This is a genomic window from Bradyrhizobium sp. SZCCHNPS1003 (assembly GCF_032381555.1).
GTDB lineage: Bacteria > Pseudomonadota > Alphaproteobacteria > Rhizobiales > Xanthobacteraceae > Bradyrhizobium.
In genome coordinates this window covers 42,815-61,704 of sequence record NZ_JAUHIU010000026.1, presented here as the reverse complement: position 1 = coordinate 61,704, position 18,890 = coordinate 42,815, and the positions used below count along the sequence as shown (strand labels likewise).

Below are 18,890 nucleotides of genomic sequence, written 5' to 3'. Positions count from 1 at the left end.
GCAATGCTTGAAGGCTATCTACTTGCAACCCAAAGCATAAAACCGGGAATCCCGTAGCCCGCAAGGGGGAGGGGAGCCCACCGCTTCTGCCGCGCCTACGCGCCTCAAACCCCGAACTCCCAAACACGACCACCCTCGCCTTCCAGCAATGCGAGCACGAAGCTCGATAGAGCCTCGACCGCGATCCACGCCCCGCGCTTCAAACCTTCCGTCATCCCAAGCTTTCGCGATCTCGCGGCGCCCAGCGCCCGAGCTATGCATCCATCTCACCGCCCTCCTCTCACTGAGGGCGCAGGGAAGGCCGGGCGCTGGCCGCGCCCGTGGCCCGCCTGCAGAAAAGAAAGCAGGCGGCAGTCGCCACAGGTCTGGCCGAAACACCCGGCCCTCCCTGCACGATGGCTTTACGATTTATACGCGATCTCCCTGGGGACCGGCTGTCTTGCCCCCATCACCCGCAGGCAGCTCATCAGCAACGCCCACAAGCTTGACCTCAGCACCGGGAGGCCAGGACCACGCGACTTCACCGTGCGCCGGGGATCGTTCGTCGGCACGGCCAAGCCATGCTGCGACCCCACAGCGCCCATCGCATCCCACCCCGACGTCCGTGACGACCGCGAAGCGTCCCCTCGTTGGGGCGGGACGGCGCGCAGTAGCGCACATTTTTCGGAAAAACAAAATAGAATTTCGATAAACAGAAATCATATTCCTTTCAGGCGTTCGAACGGTCACCGCCAAGGCTTGCGTTCCCGATCGAGACCCTGTCGAACGCTCCTGTTTCGGATCGGCGATCTGCCATGAGCGGCTTCGCGCAAGTCACCTGCGATGCCCATGCGGCGCAGAGCTCGGTCCCGATTCCGATCACCACGCTCGGCGGGGTGGTGTCGACCAGTTGCCAGAACGTGCTGAGCGGCGATCGGCTTCTGGTCGACATGACGACCGGCGTTTCGCAAGTCGAAGTCGATAGCGGTACGGTGAAGGCATCGGTCAAACCCGTCGTCAGTGGCATGTTGCGGAGCGACATCGGCTCCGCCGGGCACCGCGCCAAAGCCGAAGAAATGATGCCAAAAGTCGTGCGGACCGTGACGTCGCACCCGCTTTTAGTACCTTGAGTTGCATCAAAGACGGTCAGCAAGTTCCGTGGCAGGCTAGCATTGACGGCGTATCCGTCATCAATGGTCCTTCAACGTGAGGAGTTCACTATGGCTAGAAGCATTGCTGTTGGTCTTGTTATTCTCGCCGTCTCTACATCTGCGGCCTTGGCCGGACATCGTACTCATCATGCAAGAGGTACTCATGCAAAAGCCAGTGCGGCTCAGCAGGTCGGGGCGGGCAAAAGTGATCGCGACCAATATGGAAATATGCAGGTCAATCCCGGAACTCCGGGCCTGAGCGGCAGCAACGCTGACCTACATGCAAAAACGCATCGCGATTCCGGCTACAGGCCGAAGAGTGACTACAATGCAGACGGGACCATGCGGGTTGACAGCGGAACTCCGGGCGCAAGCGGCAGCAACGCTGCCCTACATCGTAGAACGCACCGCGATTCCGGCTACAATCCCAAGAGTGACTACAACGCGGACGGGACCCTGCGGGTGCATCATTAGTCGTTTCTTGCGACCACGTGATGAGCCCGGAGCGTTCCGCGCACCGGGCTTTCACGTCCACGAAAACTAGCTGTCCTTGCATTGACCGACAGCGATTTCATGTCGGCTGTTCTGTAACGGCGGGCCCATGAGTCTGGCCGGTCGCGCTGGCGGCACCGTACGCGCGGACGCCATGTAGGAGCTCGTCGCGGAGATACTGTTCCTGCTGTTGCCCGAGGCGTCGAACCTGACCGGCGCATTCTACGCGACGGACGGCGGATGGACGGCCTGTTGAACCCGCTTCCAGTCCGCTGAGGACTGGAACGATCGTTCACCCACGATCAGCTTCGAGCAAAGAGACGAGATCATGATGCGATCCCGCGGACCCACATCATAATCAGGGTCTCGGAAGAGCCGCGGACCTAGCGGCACTCCTTGTCTGACGGTTGTTCACAGGAGCGATATCGCAATTGGCCTTCATTGCGAAGGGCGAAGCGACGACGCAATCCAGAGTCGCGAGCTCGACTCTGGATTGCTTCGCTGCGCTCGCAATAACGGATGGGAAGAGCGTGCTTAGGCCACTCAGGCCACTGCACCCGGCTTGCCGCGCGTAACGTAGCGGCCGTCGCCCTTGGCGCCGACCAGCTGGCCGTCGCGCACGACGAATTTTCCGCGCAGCATCGTCGCGACCGGCCAGCCGGTGATCTCGATGCCTTCATAGGGCGTGTAGTCGGAGCCGTGGTGCAGGCCGGACTGGCTGATCTTGGCCGTCTTGGTCGGGTCCCACAGCGCGACGTCGGCATCGTAGCCGATCGCGATGGAGCCCTTAGCCCTCAGCCCATACGTCTTGGCGTGGTTGGTGGCGGTGAAGGCGACGAACTGGTTCAGGGTGATGCGGCCCTTGTTGACGCCTTCGGAGAACAGGATCGGCAGCCGCGTCTCGATGCCGGGGATGCCGTTCGGCACCCAGCGAAAGCTGGTGCGGCCCTTCGGCGTCAGCTTGCCGGCCTCGTCGTCATAGCGGAACGGGCAGTGATCCGACGAGAACAGCGAGAACACGCCCTGCTGCAGGCCCTCCCAGCACGCCTCCTGGCTGGCCTTGTCACGCGGCGGCGGCGAGCAGACATATTTGGCGCCTTCCATGTTGAGGCCCTGCATGTCCTCTTCGGTCAGCACCAGATATTGCGGGCAGGTCTCGCCGTGGATCTTCAGGCCGCGCGCCTGCGCGCGGCGGATCTCCTCCATCGCCTCGCGGTTGGAGACGTGGACGATGACGATCGGCACGTCGATCAGCTCGGCCAGCGAGATCGCGCGATGGGTCGCCTCGCGCTCGACCGGAATCGGCCGCGACTTGCCGTGATAATACGGCGCGATGTTGCCGGCGCGCTCCAGGCGGTCGGTGAGGAAGCGGATGGCGTCGTAGTTCTCGGCGTGGATCTGCACCAAGGCCCCGCGTTCGCGCGCGACCTGCAGCACGCCCAAAATCTCGTAGTCGCTGAGCGCGAGGCCCTCATAGGTCATGAAGATCTTCAGCGACGAATAGCCGTCGGCGACCAGCGACGGCAGCTCCTGGCCGAGCACCGCGTCGGTGGGATCGGCGATGATGAGGTGGAAGGAGTGGTCGACGTAGCAGGTGTTGTCGGCGAGGGCGTGATAGTCCTTCAGCGCCGCGCGCAGCGGCTGGCCCTTCTCCTGCAGGCAATACGGCATCACGAAGGTGTTGCCGCCGAACGCCGCGGCGCGCGTCGCGCTTTCGAAATCATCGGCCATGACGATGCCGGGGCCGGAGGGCTGGCTGATATGGACATGGCTGTCGATGCCGCCCGGCAGCACCAGCAGGCCCGTGGCATCGACGATCTCGTCGGCATCGGTGATGGCCTCGCCGATCGCGACGATGCGGCCGCTCTTGATGGCGACATCGGCCTTGAACGTATCGCTCGCGGTGGCGACGGTGCCGTTGCGGATGGCGGTGTCGAATGCAGCCATGTGACGTCCTTCTCAGGCGAAGTTCTTGAACAGCGAGCCCCAGCCGGTCACGGCGGCCGGATCGACGCCGGCGACCTTCAGGCTCTTCCATACCACGGTGGCGATGGTGTCGAGAATTGGAATGCCCGTCTCCTGCTCCATCCTGTCGACCAGCGGCGCGGCGCGCAGGTTGGTGCAGACGACGGCGATCGCATCGGGCTTCTCGGCCGCGACCTCGCGGATCATGCGCTCGAGCTGCGCCTCGGTGACCTCGGCGAAGGAGAAATTGTCCTGCAGGCCGAGATGGCGGTCGCCGCCGCAACCGATGCCGAGCGTCTCGTAGTTGGCGATGATCCGCGCCTGCACGTCGTCGCGATAGGGTGTGACATAGCCGAGCCGCTTCACGCCGGATCTCGTCAGAATCTCGTTCAGCGCCAGCATCGAGGTGGTCGCGGGAATGCCGGTCGCCGCGGTGATCTGCTCGCACAGCTTGACGTCGGCCTCGAAGCCGAGCCAGCCGGACGAGGTGCCGTTCCAGCCGATGACGTCGACCCTGGCATGCGCGAGCAATTCGGCCGCGCGCAAGATGTTCGATGTGTCGAACTGCGCCAGCGCGTCGGTCGACAACGCGATCTCCGTGACCTTGAAGCGCGAGAAATGCGCGGAGACGCTGGGCAGCCCGGCGACCATGGCCGAGGTGATCGGCTCCAGGGCGGTGTTCGACGACGGCGTCAGCATGCCGAGGAGAGTGCGTTTGGTCATTGGTGGTTTGCCTCTCTCGGCGCGGGCAGTTGGAGGTGGTCGGCGGGAAGACCTCTCCCGCTTGCGGGGGAGGTCGGATCGCATCGCAGATGCGATCCGGGTGGGGGAACTCTCTCCTCACGGGCAGCGTGCCGTGGAGCGCCCCCACCCCAGCCCTCCCCCGCAAGCGAGAGAGGGGGCGCACTGCGCATATCGAGCTGTCTCGGCTTCAACATGCATCGTTTGTGCGGGAGCAATCGGGCCATCCTCACACCCGCTCCCCCTGCTCCGCCCGCTCGCCGCGCAGCAGCGCCAGGATGTGGCGCTTCAGCGCGTTGAACTGCGGGCTGGTGATGTCCCGTGGCCGCGGCAGGTCGATCGGGATGATCTCGACGATGCGGCCGGGACGTGCGCTCATCACCGCGACATGGGTGCCGAGCGTCAGCGCCTCGTCGATGCCGTGGGTGACGAACACGATCGTACCCTGGTGCTGCTGCCAGATCCTGACAAGCTCGGTCTGCATGTCCATGCGGGTCTGCTCGTCGAGCGCGCCGAACGGCTCGTCCATCAGAATCACTTGAGGATTCATCAGCAGCGCCCGCGCAATGCCGACGCGCTGGTTCATGCCGCCCGACAGCTCCGACGGATAGTGGTTCTCGAAGCCGGTGAGCCCGACCATGTCGATATAGACCTGCGCCCGCGCGCGGCGCTCGGCCTTCTGGCCGCCGCCTAGCAGCAGATGAAAGGCGACGTTCTCCCGCACCGGCAGCCACGGCATCAGATTGGCGTGCTGGAACACGACGCCGCGATCGGCGCCGGGCGCCGTCACCGTCTCGCCGTCGACGGCGATGCGGCCCGCGCTCGGCTGCTCGAATCCGGCGATCATGTTGAGAAGGGTCGACTTGCCGCAGCCGGACGGGCCGAGCAGGCAGACGAACTCGTTGCGCGCGATGCTGAGGCTGATGTCGGCGAGCGCCGTCACCTCGGCGTTGCGCTTCCTGTCGGTGAAGATCTTGGAGACGCTGGCGATCTCGATCGCGACCATGCTCATTCCCCGCCGCCCAAGGTGGTGTTGCGCTGCCAGTGCAGCACGCGCGCCATCACGAAGCGGATGGCGAGATCGCTGCAGAAGCCGAGCAGGCCGATGCTCGCCATCGCCGCCAGCACCAGATCGTAACGCAGGAAGTAGTAGGAATCCCACAGCACGTAGCCGAGCCCGCTCTTCACCGCGACCATCTCGGCCGTCACGGTGAGCATCCAGGCCGAGCCGATGCCGATGCGAAGCCCGGCAAAGATGCTCGGCATCGCCGCGGGCACGACGATGTAGCGCAACAGCTTGCGCTCGCTGCCGCCGACCATGGCGCCGGCGCGAATGAGATTGCGGTCGCAGGTCTTCACGCCGTGGATGGTGTTGAGCAGGATCGGGAAGAAGGCGCCGAGAAACACCAGGAAGATCGCCGGCTTGTTGGCGATGCCGAACCAGATGATGGCGAGCGGGATCCACGACACCGGCGGGATCGGCCTGAGCATCTGCAAGGTCGGCTCGATCACGATCTCGGTCTTGCGCGACCAGCCGATCGCGACCCCGAGGCCGACGCCGAGCAAAGTGGCGATGGCAAAGCCCGCCGCGACGCGCGACAGGCTCGCCAGCATGTCGGCGAGCCAATGCGCGCTGTAGGTCTGGGTGTTGCCGTCGGTGCCGACCAGCCAGTCCGCCCACGCCCACAGCACCGTCGACGGCGCCGGCAGCAGCGCCGCCGGCAGCGCGCCGGAGCGCGAGAACGCCTCCCAGCCCGCGAGCACCAGCACGGGCACGATGGTGCGGTCGAGCTTCCTGAGCTGGGCGAGCGCAGCCATCTCAGTAGCCGAGCTCGCTCTTCGGCTTGCCGGTCGCCGCTTCCAGGAAGCGGTAGTCGAGGTTCTTCTCGACGGCGGCCGTGACGTCCGAGTTGATGTATTTGAGGTCGCGCATCATCGTGGCGATGGCGAGCGCCGAGGCACGGTACATCTTCGGATCGGGATCGAGATTCTCGACCGCGCCGGTGGCGATCGCCTTGTCGAGACCGGTGATCTTGGAGATCACCTCGATCAGCGCCGGCTTGTCGGCCGCGATGTGCGCATCGACCTTCACGACCGCACGCACCACGCCCTCCAGCGCCTTCGGGTTGGACGCGATGACGTCGGAACGGGTCAGGATCAGATTGGTCAGCTTGCCGGCGGCCTGGTCATAGGGGAAGCCGAAGAACTTCGCCGCCTTGGCCTGCATGATCTGGGTCGCGAACGGCTCGACGGTGCAGATCAGCTCGACCTCGCCACGGCGCAGCGCCTGCAGATGATCCGACGGGTTCGGGATGTTGATGAACTGCACGTCCTTATTGATGTCGATGCCCTGCTTGGCGAAGGCGCCGCGCATGTGGATGTCCTGCGCATTGCCGCGTGACGCCGCGACGCGGAACGGCTTGCCGTCGGTCTTGTATTTGGCGATCAGCGCCTTCAGCGCGGCCCAGTCGCCCGGCGCGATCTCAAGATCGTTGCCGAGCAGGATCGCCGAGCCGCCATTGACCTGGCCGGAGATGGCGACGACATCGAAGCCTTTGTCGAGCGCGATGGCGTAATGCAGATAAGTGACTTGCGCGACGTCGATGTTCTTCGACACCAGCGCGGTCAGCGCATCAGTGCCGGTGTTGAAGCTGACGGCGTCGATCGCGACGCCCTCCGCGAATTGCGGCGTCAGCGACATCGGCGTGCAATGCGCGCATTTGGCGTAGCCGAGTTTGATCTTGGCGGCGTCGTCGGCGAAGCTGAGCGAGGGCAGCGCGAGCGCGAGCAGGGCGAGAATGGGCAGCACGAAACGTTTCACATCCATCTCCAGGGCAGGTCGATCCACGGGATTGTCACGGCTTGTCCTCTCATCAGCAAACGACATGCCAACTGGATGCGATATGCAATGTTGATTTTATACAACAAAATCAATATGAAATAGCATATCAAACTTGGAGAACCTGCCTGATCCGCGGGCGCATCGCCCGAATTTCAGGCATCTCGCAGCGGAGCAGCCGCGCCCGACATGACCCCAACGGCACCCCGGCCCAGACTGAAGACGCGCTTCAAGCCGGCGCGGCTGAAGCTGTCGTCCGACCACTCCAAGCGGCCGCTCGATCGCCTGTCGCTGCACGATCAGCTCGTCGCCAGGGTGCGCGAGATGATCGTGGACGGCGAGCTCGCCGCCGGCGCTGCCTTGCCCGAGCGCATGCTGTGCGAGACCTTCGGCGTCTCGCGCACGCCGCTGCGCGAGGCCTTCAAGATCCTCGCCGCCGAGGGCCTGATCGAGCTGCGGCCGCATCGCACGCCCGTGGTGACGCCGATCGACGCCCGCGAGATCGCCGAGATCTTCGACGTGATGGTGTCGCTCGATGCCACCGCGGGCCGCGCCGCGGCCGCGCGTGCGACGGCGGACGACCTCGCCAGGCTCGACGCCATGCATGCCGAGCTGGTGGCGCTGCATCGCGTCGCCGAGCGCGCCGCCTATTTCCGGCTCAACCAGCAGATCCATGCCGAGATCACCAAGCTCGCCGGCAACGCCGTGCTGCTCAACATGTGGAGCACCCTGCATGCGAGCGTGTTCCGCGCGCGGGCGGTCGCCAATTACGACGCGCGGCGCTGGGACGAGTCGATCGGCGAGCACGAGGCCTTCATGGCGTTGCTGCGGGCCCGAGACGGCGACGGCTTCGCCGAGGCGCTCTCCGAGCACACCCGCAAGACGGGCGATTCCGTGCTGCAGATGCTGGACCAGGCCAGGCTGGATCCGGCGAAAGACGGATAGACTTTGTTCACGTCGAACCGGGCATGCTGGCATCGCGACAGATGAGAGCTTCCACGCGTCGGGCCTGATCCATGATCCTGCAATCGCTCGCCGGCCTGCCGGCCTTTCTGGTGTACTTCTGTACCGCGCTGGTCGCGGTGACGGCCTACCTGTTCATCTACACCCGCGTCACGCCCTACAATGAATTCCAGCTGATCCGGGACAACCATCCGTCGGCTGCGATCGCGCTCGGCCTCAGCCTGCTCGGCTTCACCCTGCCGCTGGTCAGCGCCATCGCCCATTCCGCCAACGTGCTGGACTGCCTGATCTGGGCGCTGGTCGCACTGATCGTCCAGGTGATCGTCTATTACCTCGTGCGCATCCCGGTGCCGGATCTCGCCCAGCGCATCGTCGCCGGCGAGCTGGCCTCCGCAATCTGGCTCGGTCTCGCGTCGCTCTCCGCCGGCGCACTCAACGCCGCCTCGATGATCATCTGACCATGTCCAAGCAACGCCGCGAATTCGGCAAGCGCCGGCCGATGCCGCGCCCGCCCGCGACGCCGCCGGTGAAGCGCTCCGGCCACGTCGCGCTGCTGCTGATGGGCACGCTCGCGGTCGGCGGCACCGCCTATGCGCTGATGCCGCGGCAGCAGAGCTGCCCGCAGCCAGGCGCCGAGACGCCGACCATGGCCGGCCAGCCGCAGACGAGCGAATGCACGACGCGCCGCTCGAGCGGCGGTGGCGGCGGCAGCGGCCGCTGGGGATTTTCCAGCGGCGACAGTGATTCCAGAAGCAGCGGCTCGAGCCATGTCGCCGAGGCCTCCTCCGCACATGTCTCGCGCGGCGGCTTCGGCTCGTTCGGACACGGCTTCGGAGGCGGCGGCTGATTTTCGTCGCGCCGGCGCCGTGAAAACACCGCGTTTGTGATGTTTCCTTGGATTCGGATCTTTGACACAGACTCAAAATCATAAAAAACTGGCCTACCGACTCATCGGAAGCGATCCGATGCAACGTCCGCACCCTGGGGTGCCGACGACTATGACGGCTGCGGTGGCCGCCGCCACCTCGCCGCGCTTTGGTAGCAAACAATCGTACGGTGCCGGGCGCGAGCTTGCGCCTGGACCGCGCGGACGACGTCATGGCCGCATCAGCGATGAGGGCCTCGGCTGTGCTGCGCCCCGTTGCCACGGGCACGGCATGATCGCCGCTGCGTTAGGCTGACGCCGATGCAGCGCATCCCCTGCCCCGAACGTGACGACTGGCGCGAGACGGCGGCACGATGCGGATTCGCCTTCTACGAACTCGACGGCGAGCGCTATTGGGACGAGCGAGCCTACTACGCGTTCACGATCGCCGAGATCGAGCTCGGCATCGAGGAGCCGACGGCCGAGATCGAGCAGATGTGCCTCGCGCTGGTCGCACGCGTCATCGGCGACGAGGCGCTGCTCCGCCGGCTGAAGATCCCGCAAGCGGTCTGGCCGCTGCTGGCGGAGAGCTGGAAGCGAAGGGACGGCAGCCTCTACGGACGGTTCGACCTCAGCTATCACGGCGGCCGCGCGCCGGCGAAGCTGCTCGAATACAACGCGGACACGCCGACCTCGATCTTCGAGGCTGCGGTGTTCCAATGGACCTGGCTGGAGCAGGCGATCGAACGGCGCATCCTGCCGGGGCGTGCGGACCAGTACAACTCGATCCACGAGCGGCTGATCGAGCGCTGGCGCGCCCTGGGCAGGCAGCGCCGCGTGCATCTGGCCGGCCTCACCGGCAACGCCGAGGACACTGCGACCCTGGTCTATCTGGCCGACACGGCAGCCCAAGCGGGCCTGTCGACAACCATCCTTGATGTCGCCGACATCGGCTGGCGCGAGACCGGCGGCGGCTTCGTCGATCTCGACGACGGCGACATCGCGCTCGCCTTCAAGCTCTATCCCTGGGAATGGATGTTCCGCGATGCGTTCGGCGCCAAGCTCGCGCAAGCGCCGACGCAATGGATCGAGCCGCCGTGGAAGGCCATCCTGTCCAACAAGGGCATCCTGCCGCTGCTCTGGCAGATGCACGAAGGCCATCCGAACCTGCTGCCGGCCTATTTCGAGGACGATCCGAAGGCCGCCAGCCTCGGCTCGAGCTTCGTGCGCAAGCCGATCTACTCGCGCGAGGGCGCCAATGTCAGCCTGGTGTCCGACGGCGTCGCCGTCTCCGCGCAGGACGGGCCCTACGGCGCCGAGGGCTACATCCGCCAGGCGGTGGCGCCGCTGCCGGATTTCGGCGGCGTGTTCCCGGTGATCGGCAGCTGGCTCGTCGACCACGAGCCATGCGGCCTGTCGATCCGCGAGGACACGAGCCCGATCACCGGCAACCGCTCGCGCTTTTTGCCGCATGCAATCCTGTAGGATATTGACGACAGCCAGCGAAAGCGCCTCGACACGCGGTTCCGGAGCACTAGATAGGACCGAGGGGAATTCCCTGCCGGATCGGCGCGCATAGTCGGGATGAGGCATGGCGACGGACAACTCCGAACTCGAAGGCCTGCGGATCCTGGTCGCCGAGGACGAGGGCCTGATTGCGCTCGAGCTGAAGATCGTCACTACCTCGGGCCATGACGATGCGACGCTGTTTCCGCCGGATATCCGCGGCCTGCCCCGGCTCGCCAAGCCGTTCGACAAGCGCGCGCTGCGCGCGATGTGCGAGGCCACGTTCGTTCGGCATCAGCGCAACTCATAAGGCTTCGCTCGGGCCCGGCACATCCGGAGGCATCGCGTGTCCATCATCGAAGATACCGCGGCCTACGAGGCCTGGCTTCGCAGCCAATGCGCAGTGGTCGAGGACGACCTCCTCACCAAGCACGAGCGGATGCGAAAGAGCCCCTTCATCTTCCTGCGGGCGACGTACTACCGCTGGGCGCGGCGCATCGCCGAGACCAGCCCCGAGCTCACCGACGCACCAGCTGCGCTCTGCGTCGGCGACATCCATCTGGAGAATTTCGGCACGTGGCGCGACGCCGACGGGCGCTGGGTGTGGGGCGTCAATGATTTCGACGAAGCCGCGGTGATGCCCTACGTCCTCGATCTGGTCCGACTCACGACCAGCGTCGAGCTCGCGCCGAAAATGGAGATCGGCAACCGCGATGCGGCAGACGCGATCCTGGAAGGCTATCGCCACGGACTTCAAAGGCCAGGGCCGGCGCTGCTCGACGACCATGAGATGTGGATCCGCTCCTACGTCAAATGCTCGGATCAGTGCCGGCGAAAATTCTGGGACGAGATCGACGGATTGAAGCCGGCGGATGCAATTCCTTCCGCCGTCCATAAGTTGCTCCTCGGCAGCCTTCCCGGGACGGGCGAGACGCCGAGATTCTTCCGCCGCGCCGCCGGCGGCGGCAGCCTGGGACGTCCACGCTTCGTCGTCGTCGCAACATGGCGCGGCGGCCGCGTCGTGCGCGAAGCGAAGGCGTTGGTCCCTTCGGCCTGGACCTGGGCGAAGGACAAGCCGCAACGGAAGCCGGCGCCTCAGCACAGGTTCATTGAACTCTCGAATGGAGCCCATCGCGCGCCCGATCCATTCCTCCGCGTTTACCGGACCGATGAGGGGGACTACGTCGTTCGGCGATTGTCGGCCGATGCGCGCAAGATCGACCTCGGCAAGGAGGCCGGCGCCGACCTCAAGCTCGTCCTTCTGCGCGGCATGGGCGCGGAGCTCGCCTCCGTCCATGCGGCTGACGGTCGCGTCAGCGGCACCATCGCGGCGGATCTCAGGAAACGCGGTTCGGGCTGGCTGCGCAGAGCTTCCCACGCCGCACGCGAGGCGACGGAGAGGGACTACGACGTGTGGTGCCGACGGGCCTGAGTTCAGCGCTCGACGTGAGGGCCGATACGGCGAGGACGAGGAAGCACCGACCGGAGCCCGACCTTCATCACACACCGGTCAGTCCGGCCGCACGGCCGACGCCGGCGGATGTTCCGGCGATGTCTCCGCCCCCAGCGCAAACGTCAGCGAGCAGCGACCACCTTGAGGCCGGGCAGCAGCGCAGCGCCACCGCGCGGACTGCGCACCGGATTGATCTGGTACAGACCCCGCCGCTCCTGGTTGGGCCTGAACGCGTCGGTGATGCCGACGACCGATTCGGCGGCTCCCAGCAGCAGCGTGCCGTCCGGCTCCATCACCTTGGCCATCCGCTCGAAGATCGAGGCCTTGGTCTCCTGGTCGAAATAGATCAGCACGTTGCGGCAGAAGATGATGTCGAACTTGCCGAGATGCGAGAAGTCCTGCAGCAGATTGAGCTGGCGATGCTGGACCATGCCGCGGATGTCGGCGCTGAGCTGCCAGAGCTCGCCGAGCTGCGTGAAATATTTCACCAGCAGCTGGATCGGCAATCCACGCTGCACCTCGAACTGGCTATAGAGGCCGGCCTTCGATTTCTCCAGCACCTCCTGCGACAGGTCGGTGGCAATGATCTCGATGCGCCAGCCCGCCAGAGCGGGACCGAATTCGCGCAGGCACATCGCGATCGAATACGGCTCCTGTCCGGTCGAGCAGGCGGCCGACCAGATGCGCAGGGAACGACGATTGGCGCGCGACTGAATCAGCGCCGGCAGGATGCCCTCACGGAGATGATCGAACGGAATCTTGTCGCGGAAGAAGAACGTCTCGTTGGTGGTCATCGCCTCGACCACCTGCGTCGTGAGCTGCTCCGCGCCGCTCCTGATCTTCTGCACCAGCTCCGGGATGCCCGGCAGGTTGGCGCGGCGGGCCAGCGGCAGCAACCGGCTTTCGACCAGGTACTGCTTGTCGGCCGACAGATCGAGGCCGGAGCGATCCTTCAGGACCTTACGCAAGAACTCATAGTCCAGGGGTGTCACGAACGGTCTCCAGCAAACAGACGGACCAGCTTCGGCCCGATCTGGTTCAAGGGAAGGACGGCCGCGCAGATGCCGGCATTGGCGGCTGAGCCCGGCATGCCCCAGACCACGCTGGTCGCCTCGTCCTGCGCGATCACGCTGCCACCGGCGGCGACGATGTCCTTGCCGCCGCGCATGCCGTCGGAGCCCATGCCCGTCAGGATCACGGCCAGGGTCGAGCCCTGCCAGACCTCGATCGCCGACATGAACAAGGGATCGACGGCGGGCTTGCAGAAATTGATCGGAGGACCGTTGTCGAGCGCGATCACCACATCGGCGCCATGGCGCGCCACACGCATGTGGCGGCCGCCGGGGGCAAGGTAGATCTGACCCGGCTTCACCACCTCACCGTCGACGGCCTCGTGGGCCGGTCGGCGGCTCGAGCGCGCCAGATGCTCGGCGAGGATGGTGGTGAAGGTCGGCGGCATATGCTGGGTGATCAGCACCGGAAAGCGGTCGATCACGGGACCGAGCTCGGTCACCAGCGACATCAGCGCCTGCGGGCCGCCCGTCGACGATCCGATCAGCAGCACCTTCGGCATCTGCGTGCTGAAGGAGCGGCGCGCCAGCTGGGTCGGCACGGCGGGCGCCACGGGGGCGACCATCGGCCGCGATGCAAGCGCAGGCCGGAGCCCCTGGACTTGCGGAACGATCGGCGATGCGGCCGGCGCATGCGGAGCAGGAGCGGCGCGGCGCGCCTTGGCGCCAAGATTGCGGATCTTCTGAATCAAATCGTAGTGGAAATTGTCGGCCGCCGAGGCCTCGCGCGTGCTCTCGGGCTTCGGGATGTAGTCGGCCGCGCCGAGCGACAGCGCCTTGAAGCTGATCTCCGCGTTGCGGCGGGTCAGCGTCGACGCCATGATGACGGCGAGGTTCTTCTTCTTGGCAAGCAGCTTCGGCAGGGCGGCAATGCCGTCGAGCTCGGGCATCTCGATGTCGAGCACGGCGACGTCGGGATTGACGCGATCGATCTGGTTCACGGCTTCAAGGCCGGTGCGCAGCGACGCCGCCACGACCATGTCGGGCTCAGACGCGATCCAACGCGAGATCATGCCGCGGATGACGACGGAGTCGTCCACGACCATCACCCGGAGAGGTTCCTGCCTGATCGAACTCGGGATCGAAGAACTGGCCAACGCGACGCTCATAGTTCACCAACAGGACAGAGGCACGGGGTGACGGCAAGCCCGGACGACCACGGGACCGCCGCACGCAACGGAGATCAGATCAGCCCGACTTCCTGAAACTTCGCGGTCACGATGTCCTTGTCGAAGGGCTTCATGATGTACTCGTTGGCGCCGGCGTGCAGCGCGCGCGCGATGTGCGCGACATCGTTCTCGGTCGTGCAGAACACCACCTTCGGCGCGTCGCCACCGGGCATGCGCCGGAGATTGCCGAGAAACTCATAGCCGTCCATGACGGGCATGTTCCAGTCGAGCAACACCGCATCGGGAAGGCCCCGCTTGCAGATCTCCAGAGCCTGCTCGCCGTCCTCCGCTTCCACGATCTGGAAATCCAGACCTTCCAGAATGCGTCGCGCCACCTTTCGAATGACGCTGGAATCGTCAACTACCAGACACGTTCTCATATCAGCCTCACGAGGTCAGGATCCAATGCAACGACGCCTGATGCGCCGCCGCCCTCAAATTGCAGTGTTCAGGCCGCCATCTTGTCTGCTGCGAGCTCGAGCACGCGATCGACATCGAGGATGACCATCAGCTGACCGTCGAGGCGGTGCACGCCGCCGGCGAGCTTCGCCATGCGCGGGTCGAGATTGACCGGGTTCTCCTCCCGGCTCTCCTCGGGCAGCCGCAGCACCTCGCCGATCTGATCGATCAGGAGACCATAGGACTCGCCACGCAGATCGACGCCGACCGCCATCGGCGGCTTGCCGTCCTCGGCGCGGGCGAGGCCGAGCCGCGCCCGCATGTCGACGACGGTCACGATGCGGCCGCGCAGGTTGAGGACGCCGGCGATCTCCGCCGACGACAGCGGCACCCGCGTCACCCGCTCCGGCATGAACACGTCCTGCACCCGCGAGATGGGCAGGCCGAACAGCTGACCGCCGATCATCGCAGTGACGTATTCGACGGCGGCGCCTTCGGTGGTTTCGATCTTGCTGCTCATCGCACGCTGCTCCTGTCCGCTTGCTGTCACGCGGCCCGCCGGTTGGCTTCGGCGCGCGCCCGTTCCTCGATCTGTTCCTTCAGCGCCGCGATCAGGCCGGGACGGTCGAACTTGGCGATGTAGTCGTAGAGCCCGGCCTGGCGGCCGCGCTCGATCGCCGCCGGCGACACCAGCGACGACACCGCGATGACCGGCATCTGGTTCAGGTTCTGGTCGGCGCGGATCGCCTCGGTGAACTCGAAGCCGTTCATCTCCGGCATCTCGATGTCGGTGACGACGATGTCGAAGCTGTGCCCGGAACGCAGCGTGGCGAGGCCCTCGATCGCCGACGCCGCCGTGCGCACCTTGTAGCCGGCCGACTTCAACACCGGCGCCAGCATGTTGCGGAAGAACGGCGAGTCGTCGACCAAGAGCACCGACTGCGTCTGCGACTCGGTCGCCATCTCCTTGCGGATGAACCAGTCGGCGAACGCCATCGGCAGGAAGTGGCCGACGTCGATCACTTCCGTCGCCTGGCCCTTGATCACCGCCGAGCCGAGGATGCCGTCCTTGGCGCCGGATACCTGGATGTTGAGCCGCTCCTCGACGATGTCGATGATCTCGTCGACCACGAGGCCCATCGCCCGGGTCTCGTCGGCGAACACCAGGATCGGCTGCGAGCCCGACGTCTGCACCGACACGCCTTCCATCTGCACCAAGGGCATCAGCTGGTCGCGGTACTGCACCATGTAGCGGCCGTTGGAGATCTCGATCTTGTCGGCCGCGATCTCCTCCAGGCGCGTGACCAGCGCCAGCGGCACCGCCTTGGGCTGCGCCGTGCCGGCGCGGAACACCAGGAGCGAGGTGAGCTGCTCGCCGCCGATCGCGTGATGCGCGGCGTGTTCGTCGGATACCGCCTGCGAGGCCGAGCCGGCGGCGCCGAGCGCTTTCGCAATGCCGTTCGGATCGATGATCATGATCACGGCGCCGTCGCCCAGGATGGTGTTGCCCGAGAACATGTCGATGTGACGCAGCTTGGTCGACATCGGCTTGACCACGATTTCCTCGGTGTGGAACACGCAGTCGACCACGATGCCGAAGGTCTGGTTGCCGACCTGCGTCACCACGATGAAGCCGTTCTCCGGATCGGTCGACGAGCCGTCGTCGATCTTCAAGAGCTTCTTCAGATGCATCAGCGGCAGCAGCTTGTTGCGCAAGCGCAGCACCGCGGTGTCCTTGATGCGCTCGATGCGGTGCTCGGAGTTGGCGCGCGCGCGCACCAGCTCGACGACCGACAATTGCGGGATCGCGAAGCGGTCGCCGCCGGCTTCGACGATCAGCGCCGAGACGATCGCGAGCGTCAGCGGGATCTTGATGGTGACCGAGGTGCCCTCGCCGAGCACCGACTTGATGTCGATGGTGCCGCCGATCTGGTCGATGTTGGTGCGCACCACGTCCATGCCGACGCCGCGGCCCGAGACCGAGGTGACGGCGGCCGCGGTCGAGAAGCCCGGCTCGAAGATGAACTTGTGGATCTGCGCTTCCGTCATCTTCTCGAGCTCGGCCTCGGTGACGAGGCCGTTCGCCAAGGCCTTGGCCTTGATGCGCTCGGTGTTGAGGCCGCGGCCGTTGTCGGCGATGCAGATGATGATGTGGCCGCCTTCATGATAGGCGGACAGCCGGATGGTGCCCTGCTCGGCCTTGCCGGCCGCGGCACGCTCGGCCATCGTCTCCAGGCCGTGATCGGCGGAGTTGCGCACCATGTGGGTGAGCGGGTCCTTGATCAGGTCGAGCACCTGGCGGTCGAGCTCGGTGTCGGCGCCGTGCATCTCGAGCTCGATCTGCTTGCCGAGCTCGGTGGCGAGGTCGCGGACGATGCGCGGCAGCTTCTGCCAGGCATTGCCGATCGGCTGCATGCGCGTCTTCATGACGCCCTCCTGCAGCTCGGCGGTGACGTTGGACAGCCGCTGCAGCGGCACCTTGAACTCGGTGTCCTCGTTGCGGCGGGCGATCTCGAGCAGCTGGTTGCGCGTCAGCACCAGCTCCGAGACCATCGTCATCAGATGTTCGAGCGTGTCGACGTTGACGCGGATCGACTGGTTGGCGACCTTGTCGTTCTCGTGCACCTCGCCATCGGCATTGGCCTTGGCGCGCGCCGCCTTCTTCGGCGCCTCGGCCTTGGCCTCTGCTTCCGCCTTGGCAGGCCCGGCCTTGGCGACCGGCGCCGGGGCAGCGGCTTTGGGCTCAGGCGCCTTCTCATGCGCGGGCGGCAACTCGATCGCGGTCTCGCGGAAGGCGCGCTCGAGCTCGTCGAGCGACACTTCGCCCGGACGCAGCGGACGCTCCAGCGTCTGGTCGATCAGCGAGCCGTGCGTGACCGCGGGCGCGGCCGGCGCTGCAGGCGCAAGCGGTGGCGCGGTCTCGCCGGCCATCGCGATCGGCTCCGCCGACGCGGCCATTGCCGCCATGCCGCGCTCGACCATGGCTTCGAGCTCGCTGATGAGGTCGCGGTCCTCGCCCTCGGGCTCGGCCTCGTTGGCCTCGAGCTGTCCGAGGATGTCCTTGATGCGGTCGATGGTGGTGAGGATCAGCGTCACGGCCTCGCCGGTGACCGGCATGCCGTCGCGGAACTTGCCCATCAGGGTCTCGGCGGCATGCGCCAGCGCTTCGAGCCGCGGCAGGCCGAGGAAGCCGCAGGTCCCCTTGATCGTGTGCACCAGCCGGAAGATGTTATCGAGGATCTTGGCGTTGTTCGGCTCCTGCTCGAACCGCACCAATTGATTATCGACGGTGTCCAGGCTCTCGCTGGTCTCCGTCAGAAACTCACGCAACAGGTCATCCATGAAACTGGCCTTCGCACGCAACGGAACGCGACATGACGCGCCCTTCAAACCGTGGCCAGTTTCGGTGCAAAGCGTTTAATATTAGTTGAGTAAGCGCAAATGAACGGACTCAACAAAGAGATAAGATGCATCCGGACAAATTCGGACCCATCGGCAAGGCTTGATTAACCATGGTGAATGGATTGTTGCGTCTGTCCCACGACACGAGGTCGCAGGACTGACGCGGCAGGACGTCTGCCAGATCAGGCCGCCTGCACGACCATCGCGTTACCGTCGGCGGTGAGCGTCACCTTGAGGCCGCAGGCATCGGCGAGCAGACGGGTGTAGTAGGGCTGCACCGCGTGGGCATCGATGGTCGACTGCAATTCGCCGCCAAGCAGATTGACGATGTTCTGCGGCAGGCGGGCATTGAGCCCGGTGGCAGCGACGCGGAAGCTCATGGACTCGCCGTCGCCGATCGGGTCGACGGTCAGCATGCCGCCGCGCGGGATCGTCTGCTGCGCCACCACCATCATGTTGAGCAGCAGCTTGACCCGGTTCTTGGGCAACAGCAGCCGCGGCAGATTCCAGGTGATCGAGGTCTTGGCGTCCTCGATGTGGCCGCGCGCCATGGTCTGGGCGTCGCCGAGATCGATCTGCGCGCCCGCAGAGCCGGCCGCACCAAAGGCGAGGCGGCAGAACTGCAGCCGCGCCGACGCCGTCTTGGCGCTCTTGCGGATCAGCTCCAGCGCGAAGTCGCGATCCTCTGGCTTCGGATTGTCGTCGAGCACCTCGAGCCCATTGACGATCGCGCCGACCGGACTAATCAGGTCGTGGCAGACCTTCGAGCAGAGCAGAGCGGCAAGTTCGAGCGTATCGGGAGCGGGAATCGGATTGGCGATCTCGGGAGAGGACGTGCCGGACATTCGATGTTCCTGAAATCCGCGAACCTGGGCGAATCATGCTTGCGTTAACGC

Annotated in this window: 18 protein-coding genes; 7 read left to right on the top strand and 11 right to left on the bottom strand. The window is 65.5% G+C overall.

Going from position 1 to position 18,890, the window contains the following annotated elements; all coding sequences use genetic code 11:
• The first annotated feature begins 794 nt into the window (after positions 1 to 794).
• Complete coding sequence (locus QX126_RS30930) at positions 795 to 1,109, top strand: hypothetical protein (RefSeq protein ID WP_315786059.1); 315 nt, start codon at positions 795 to 797, stop codon at positions 1,107 to 1,109.
• Between the two features lie 1,056 nt (positions 1,110 to 2,165).
• Here QX126_RS30930 and hydA read toward each other — a convergent pair.
• From hydA to QX126_RS30905, 5 genes are all read right to left on the bottom strand, one after another.
• Positions 2,166 to 3,569, bottom strand: a complete 1,404-nt coding sequence (hydA, locus tag QX126_RS30925) for a dihydropyrimidinase (RefSeq protein ID WP_315786056.1) — start codon at positions 3,567 to 3,569, stop codon at positions 2,166 to 2,168.
• A 12-nt stretch (positions 3,570 to 3,581) separates the two neighbouring features.
• Entirely contained in the window at positions 3,582 to 4,310 is a 729-nt protein-coding gene (locus tag QX126_RS30920; protein WP_315734082.1) for an aspartate/glutamate racemase family protein, read from the bottom strand.
• Between the two features lie 247 nt (positions 4,311 to 4,557).
• Positions 4,558 to 5,334, bottom strand: coding sequence for an ABC transporter ATP-binding protein (locus tag QX126_RS30915; protein ID WP_315786072.1), 777 nt, complete (start codon positions 5,332 to 5,334; stop codon positions 4,558 to 4,560).
• Positions 5,335 to 5,336: 2 nt separating this feature from the next.
• Positions 5,337 to 6,146, bottom strand: a complete 810-nt coding sequence (locus QX126_RS30910; RefSeq protein ID WP_315734084.1) for an ABC transporter permease — start codon at positions 6,144 to 6,146, stop codon at positions 5,337 to 5,339.
• A gap of 1 nt (position 6,147) precedes the next feature.
• Positions 6,148 to 7,155, bottom strand: a complete 1,008-nt coding sequence (locus QX126_RS30905; RefSeq protein ID WP_315786070.1) for an ABC transporter substrate-binding protein — start codon at positions 7,153 to 7,155, stop codon at positions 6,148 to 6,150.
• Between the two features lie 201 nt (positions 7,156 to 7,356).
• On the opposite strand from QX126_RS30905, the gene QX126_RS30900 reads away from it, so the two are divergent.
• The 6 genes from QX126_RS30900 to QX126_RS30875 all read left to right on the top strand — a co-directional run bounded on the left by QX126_RS30900 (position 7,357) and on the right by QX126_RS30875 (position 11,933).
• Positions 7,357 to 8,112: a GntR family transcriptional regulator gene (locus QX126_RS30900; RefSeq protein ID WP_315786052.1), complete on the top strand. Its 756-nt coding sequence runs from the start codon at positions 7,357 to 7,359 to the stop codon at positions 8,110 to 8,112.
• Positions 8,113 to 8,183: 71 nt separating this feature from the next.
• On the top strand, positions 8,184 to 8,588 hold the full coding sequence (locus QX126_RS30895) for a DUF350 domain-containing protein (RefSeq protein WP_315734089.1): 405 nt from the start codon (positions 8,184 to 8,186) through the stop codon (positions 8,586 to 8,588).
• Positions 8,589 to 8,590: 2 nt separating this feature from the next.
• The gene (locus tag QX126_RS30890) at positions 8,591 to 8,977 is read left to right on the top strand and encodes a hypothetical protein (RefSeq protein ID WP_315786049.1); all 387 of its coding nucleotides are present in this window, start codon (positions 8,591 to 8,593) and stop codon (positions 8,975 to 8,977) included.
• Between the two features lie 339 nt (positions 8,978 to 9,316).
• Complete coding sequence (locus QX126_RS30885; protein ID WP_315786046.1) at positions 9,317 to 10,480, top strand: glutathionylspermidine synthase family protein; 1,164 nt, start codon at positions 9,317 to 9,319, stop codon at positions 10,478 to 10,480.
• A 106-nt stretch (positions 10,481 to 10,586) separates the two neighbouring features.
• Positions 10,587 to 10,811, top strand: a complete 225-nt coding sequence (locus tag QX126_RS30880; protein ID WP_315786044.1) for a hypothetical protein — start codon at positions 10,587 to 10,589, stop codon at positions 10,809 to 10,811.
• Between the two features lie 36 nt (positions 10,812 to 10,847).
• Positions 10,848 to 11,933, top strand: a complete 1,086-nt coding sequence (locus QX126_RS30875) for a DUF2252 family protein (protein WP_315786041.1) — start codon at positions 10,848 to 10,850, stop codon at positions 11,931 to 11,933.
• Between the two features lie 143 nt (positions 11,934 to 12,076).
• Here QX126_RS30875 and QX126_RS30870 read toward each other — a convergent pair whose 3' ends face one another.
• From QX126_RS30870 to chpT, 6 genes are all read right to left on the bottom strand, one after another.
• The gene (locus QX126_RS30870) at positions 12,077 to 12,946 is read right to left on the bottom strand and encodes a protein-glutamate O-methyltransferase CheR (RefSeq protein ID WP_315734099.1); all 870 of its coding nucleotides are present in this window, start codon (positions 12,944 to 12,946) and stop codon (positions 12,077 to 12,079) included.
• The gene (locus QX126_RS30865) at positions 12,943 to 14,133 is read right to left on the bottom strand and encodes a chemotaxis response regulator protein-glutamate methylesterase (RefSeq protein WP_315786038.1); all 1,191 of its coding nucleotides are present in this window, start codon (positions 14,131 to 14,133) and stop codon (positions 12,943 to 12,945) included. The genes QX126_RS30870 and QX126_RS30865 overlap by 4 nt, the downstream gene beginning before the upstream one ends.
• Positions 14,134 to 14,207: 74 nt before the next feature.
• Complete coding sequence (locus tag QX126_RS30860; RefSeq protein ID WP_006613312.1) at positions 14,208 to 14,573, bottom strand: PleD family two-component system response regulator; 366 nt, start codon at positions 14,571 to 14,573, stop codon at positions 14,208 to 14,210.
• 68 nt (positions 14,574 to 14,641) lie between these two features.
• A complete protein-coding gene (locus QX126_RS30855; RefSeq protein ID WP_172114528.1) occupies positions 14,642 to 15,112 on the bottom strand; it encodes a chemotaxis protein CheW in 471 nt (156 codons plus the stop codon).
• 26 nt (positions 15,113 to 15,138) lie between these two features.
• Positions 15,139 to 17,934: a hybrid sensor histidine kinase/response regulator gene (locus tag QX126_RS30850; protein WP_315757213.1), complete on the bottom strand. Its 2,796-nt coding sequence runs from the start codon at positions 17,932 to 17,934 to the stop codon at positions 15,139 to 15,141.
• 242 nt (positions 17,935 to 18,176) lie between these two features.
• Positions 18,177 to 18,839 carry a histidine phosphotransferase ChpT gene (chpT, locus tag QX126_RS30845; RefSeq protein ID WP_315734106.1) on the bottom strand — a complete coding sequence of 221 codons (663 nt, stop codon included), beginning with the start codon at positions 18,837 to 18,839 and terminating at the stop codon, positions 18,177 to 18,179.
• Positions 18,840 to 18,890: the final 51 nt, after the last annotated feature.

What these genes read in the sequence shown, in the direction of transcription:
- QX126_RS30930 (WP_315786059.1), top strand. Translation starts at nt 795, where the DNA reads ATGAGCGGCTTCGCGCAAGTCACCTGCGATGCCCATGCGGCGCAGAGC.
- hydA (WP_315786056.1), bottom strand. Translation starts at nt 3,569, where the DNA reads ATGGCTGCATTCGACACCGCCATCCGCAACGGCACCGTCGCCACCGCG.
- QX126_RS30920 (WP_315734082.1), bottom strand. Translation starts at nt 4,310, where the DNA reads ATGACCAAACGCACTCTCCTCGGCATGCTGACGCCGTCGTCGAACACC.
- QX126_RS30915 (WP_315786072.1), bottom strand. Translation starts at nt 5,334, where the DNA reads ATGGTCGCGATCGAGATCGCCAGCGTCTCCAAGATCTTCACCGACAGG.
- QX126_RS30910 (WP_315734084.1), bottom strand. Translation starts at nt 6,146, where the DNA reads ATGGCTGCGCTCGCCCAGCTCAGGAAGCTCGACCGCACCATCGTGCCC.
- QX126_RS30905 (WP_315786070.1), bottom strand. Translation starts at nt 7,155, where the DNA reads ATGGATGTGAAACGTTTCGTGCTGCCCATTCTCGCCCTGCTCGCGCTC.
- QX126_RS30900 (WP_315786052.1), top strand. Translation starts at nt 7,357, where the DNA reads ATGACCCCAACGGCACCCCGGCCCAGACTGAAGACGCGCTTCAAGCCG.
- QX126_RS30895 (WP_315734089.1), top strand. Translation starts at nt 8,184, where the DNA reads ATGATCCTGCAATCGCTCGCCGGCCTGCCGGCCTTTCTGGTGTACTTC.
- QX126_RS30890 (WP_315786049.1), top strand. Translation starts at nt 8,591, where the DNA reads ATGTCCAAGCAACGCCGCGAATTCGGCAAGCGCCGGCCGATGCCGCGC.
- QX126_RS30885 (WP_315786046.1), top strand. Translation starts at nt 9,317, where the DNA reads ATGCAGCGCATCCCCTGCCCCGAACGTGACGACTGGCGCGAGACGGCG.
- QX126_RS30880 (WP_315786044.1), top strand. Translation starts at nt 10,587, where the DNA reads ATGGCGACGGACAACTCCGAACTCGAAGGCCTGCGGATCCTGGTCGCC.
- QX126_RS30865 (WP_315786038.1), bottom strand. Translation starts at nt 14,133, where the DNA reads ATGAGCGTCGCGTTGGCCAGTTCTTCGATCCCGAGTTCGATCAGGCAG.
- QX126_RS30860 (WP_006613312.1), bottom strand. Translation starts at nt 14,573, where the DNA reads ATGAGAACGTGTCTGGTAGTTGACGATTCCAGCGTCATTCGAAAGGTG.
- QX126_RS30855 (WP_172114528.1), bottom strand. Translation starts at nt 15,112, where the DNA reads ATGAGCAGCAAGATCGAAACCACCGAAGGCGCCGCCGTCGAATACGTC.
- QX126_RS30850 (WP_315757213.1), bottom strand. Translation starts at nt 17,934, where the DNA reads ATGGATGACCTGTTGCGTGAGTTTCTGACGGAGACCAGCGAGAGCCTG.
- chpT (WP_315734106.1), bottom strand. Translation starts at nt 18,839, where the DNA reads ATGTCCGGCACGTCCTCTCCCGAGATCGCCAATCCGATTCCCGCTCCC.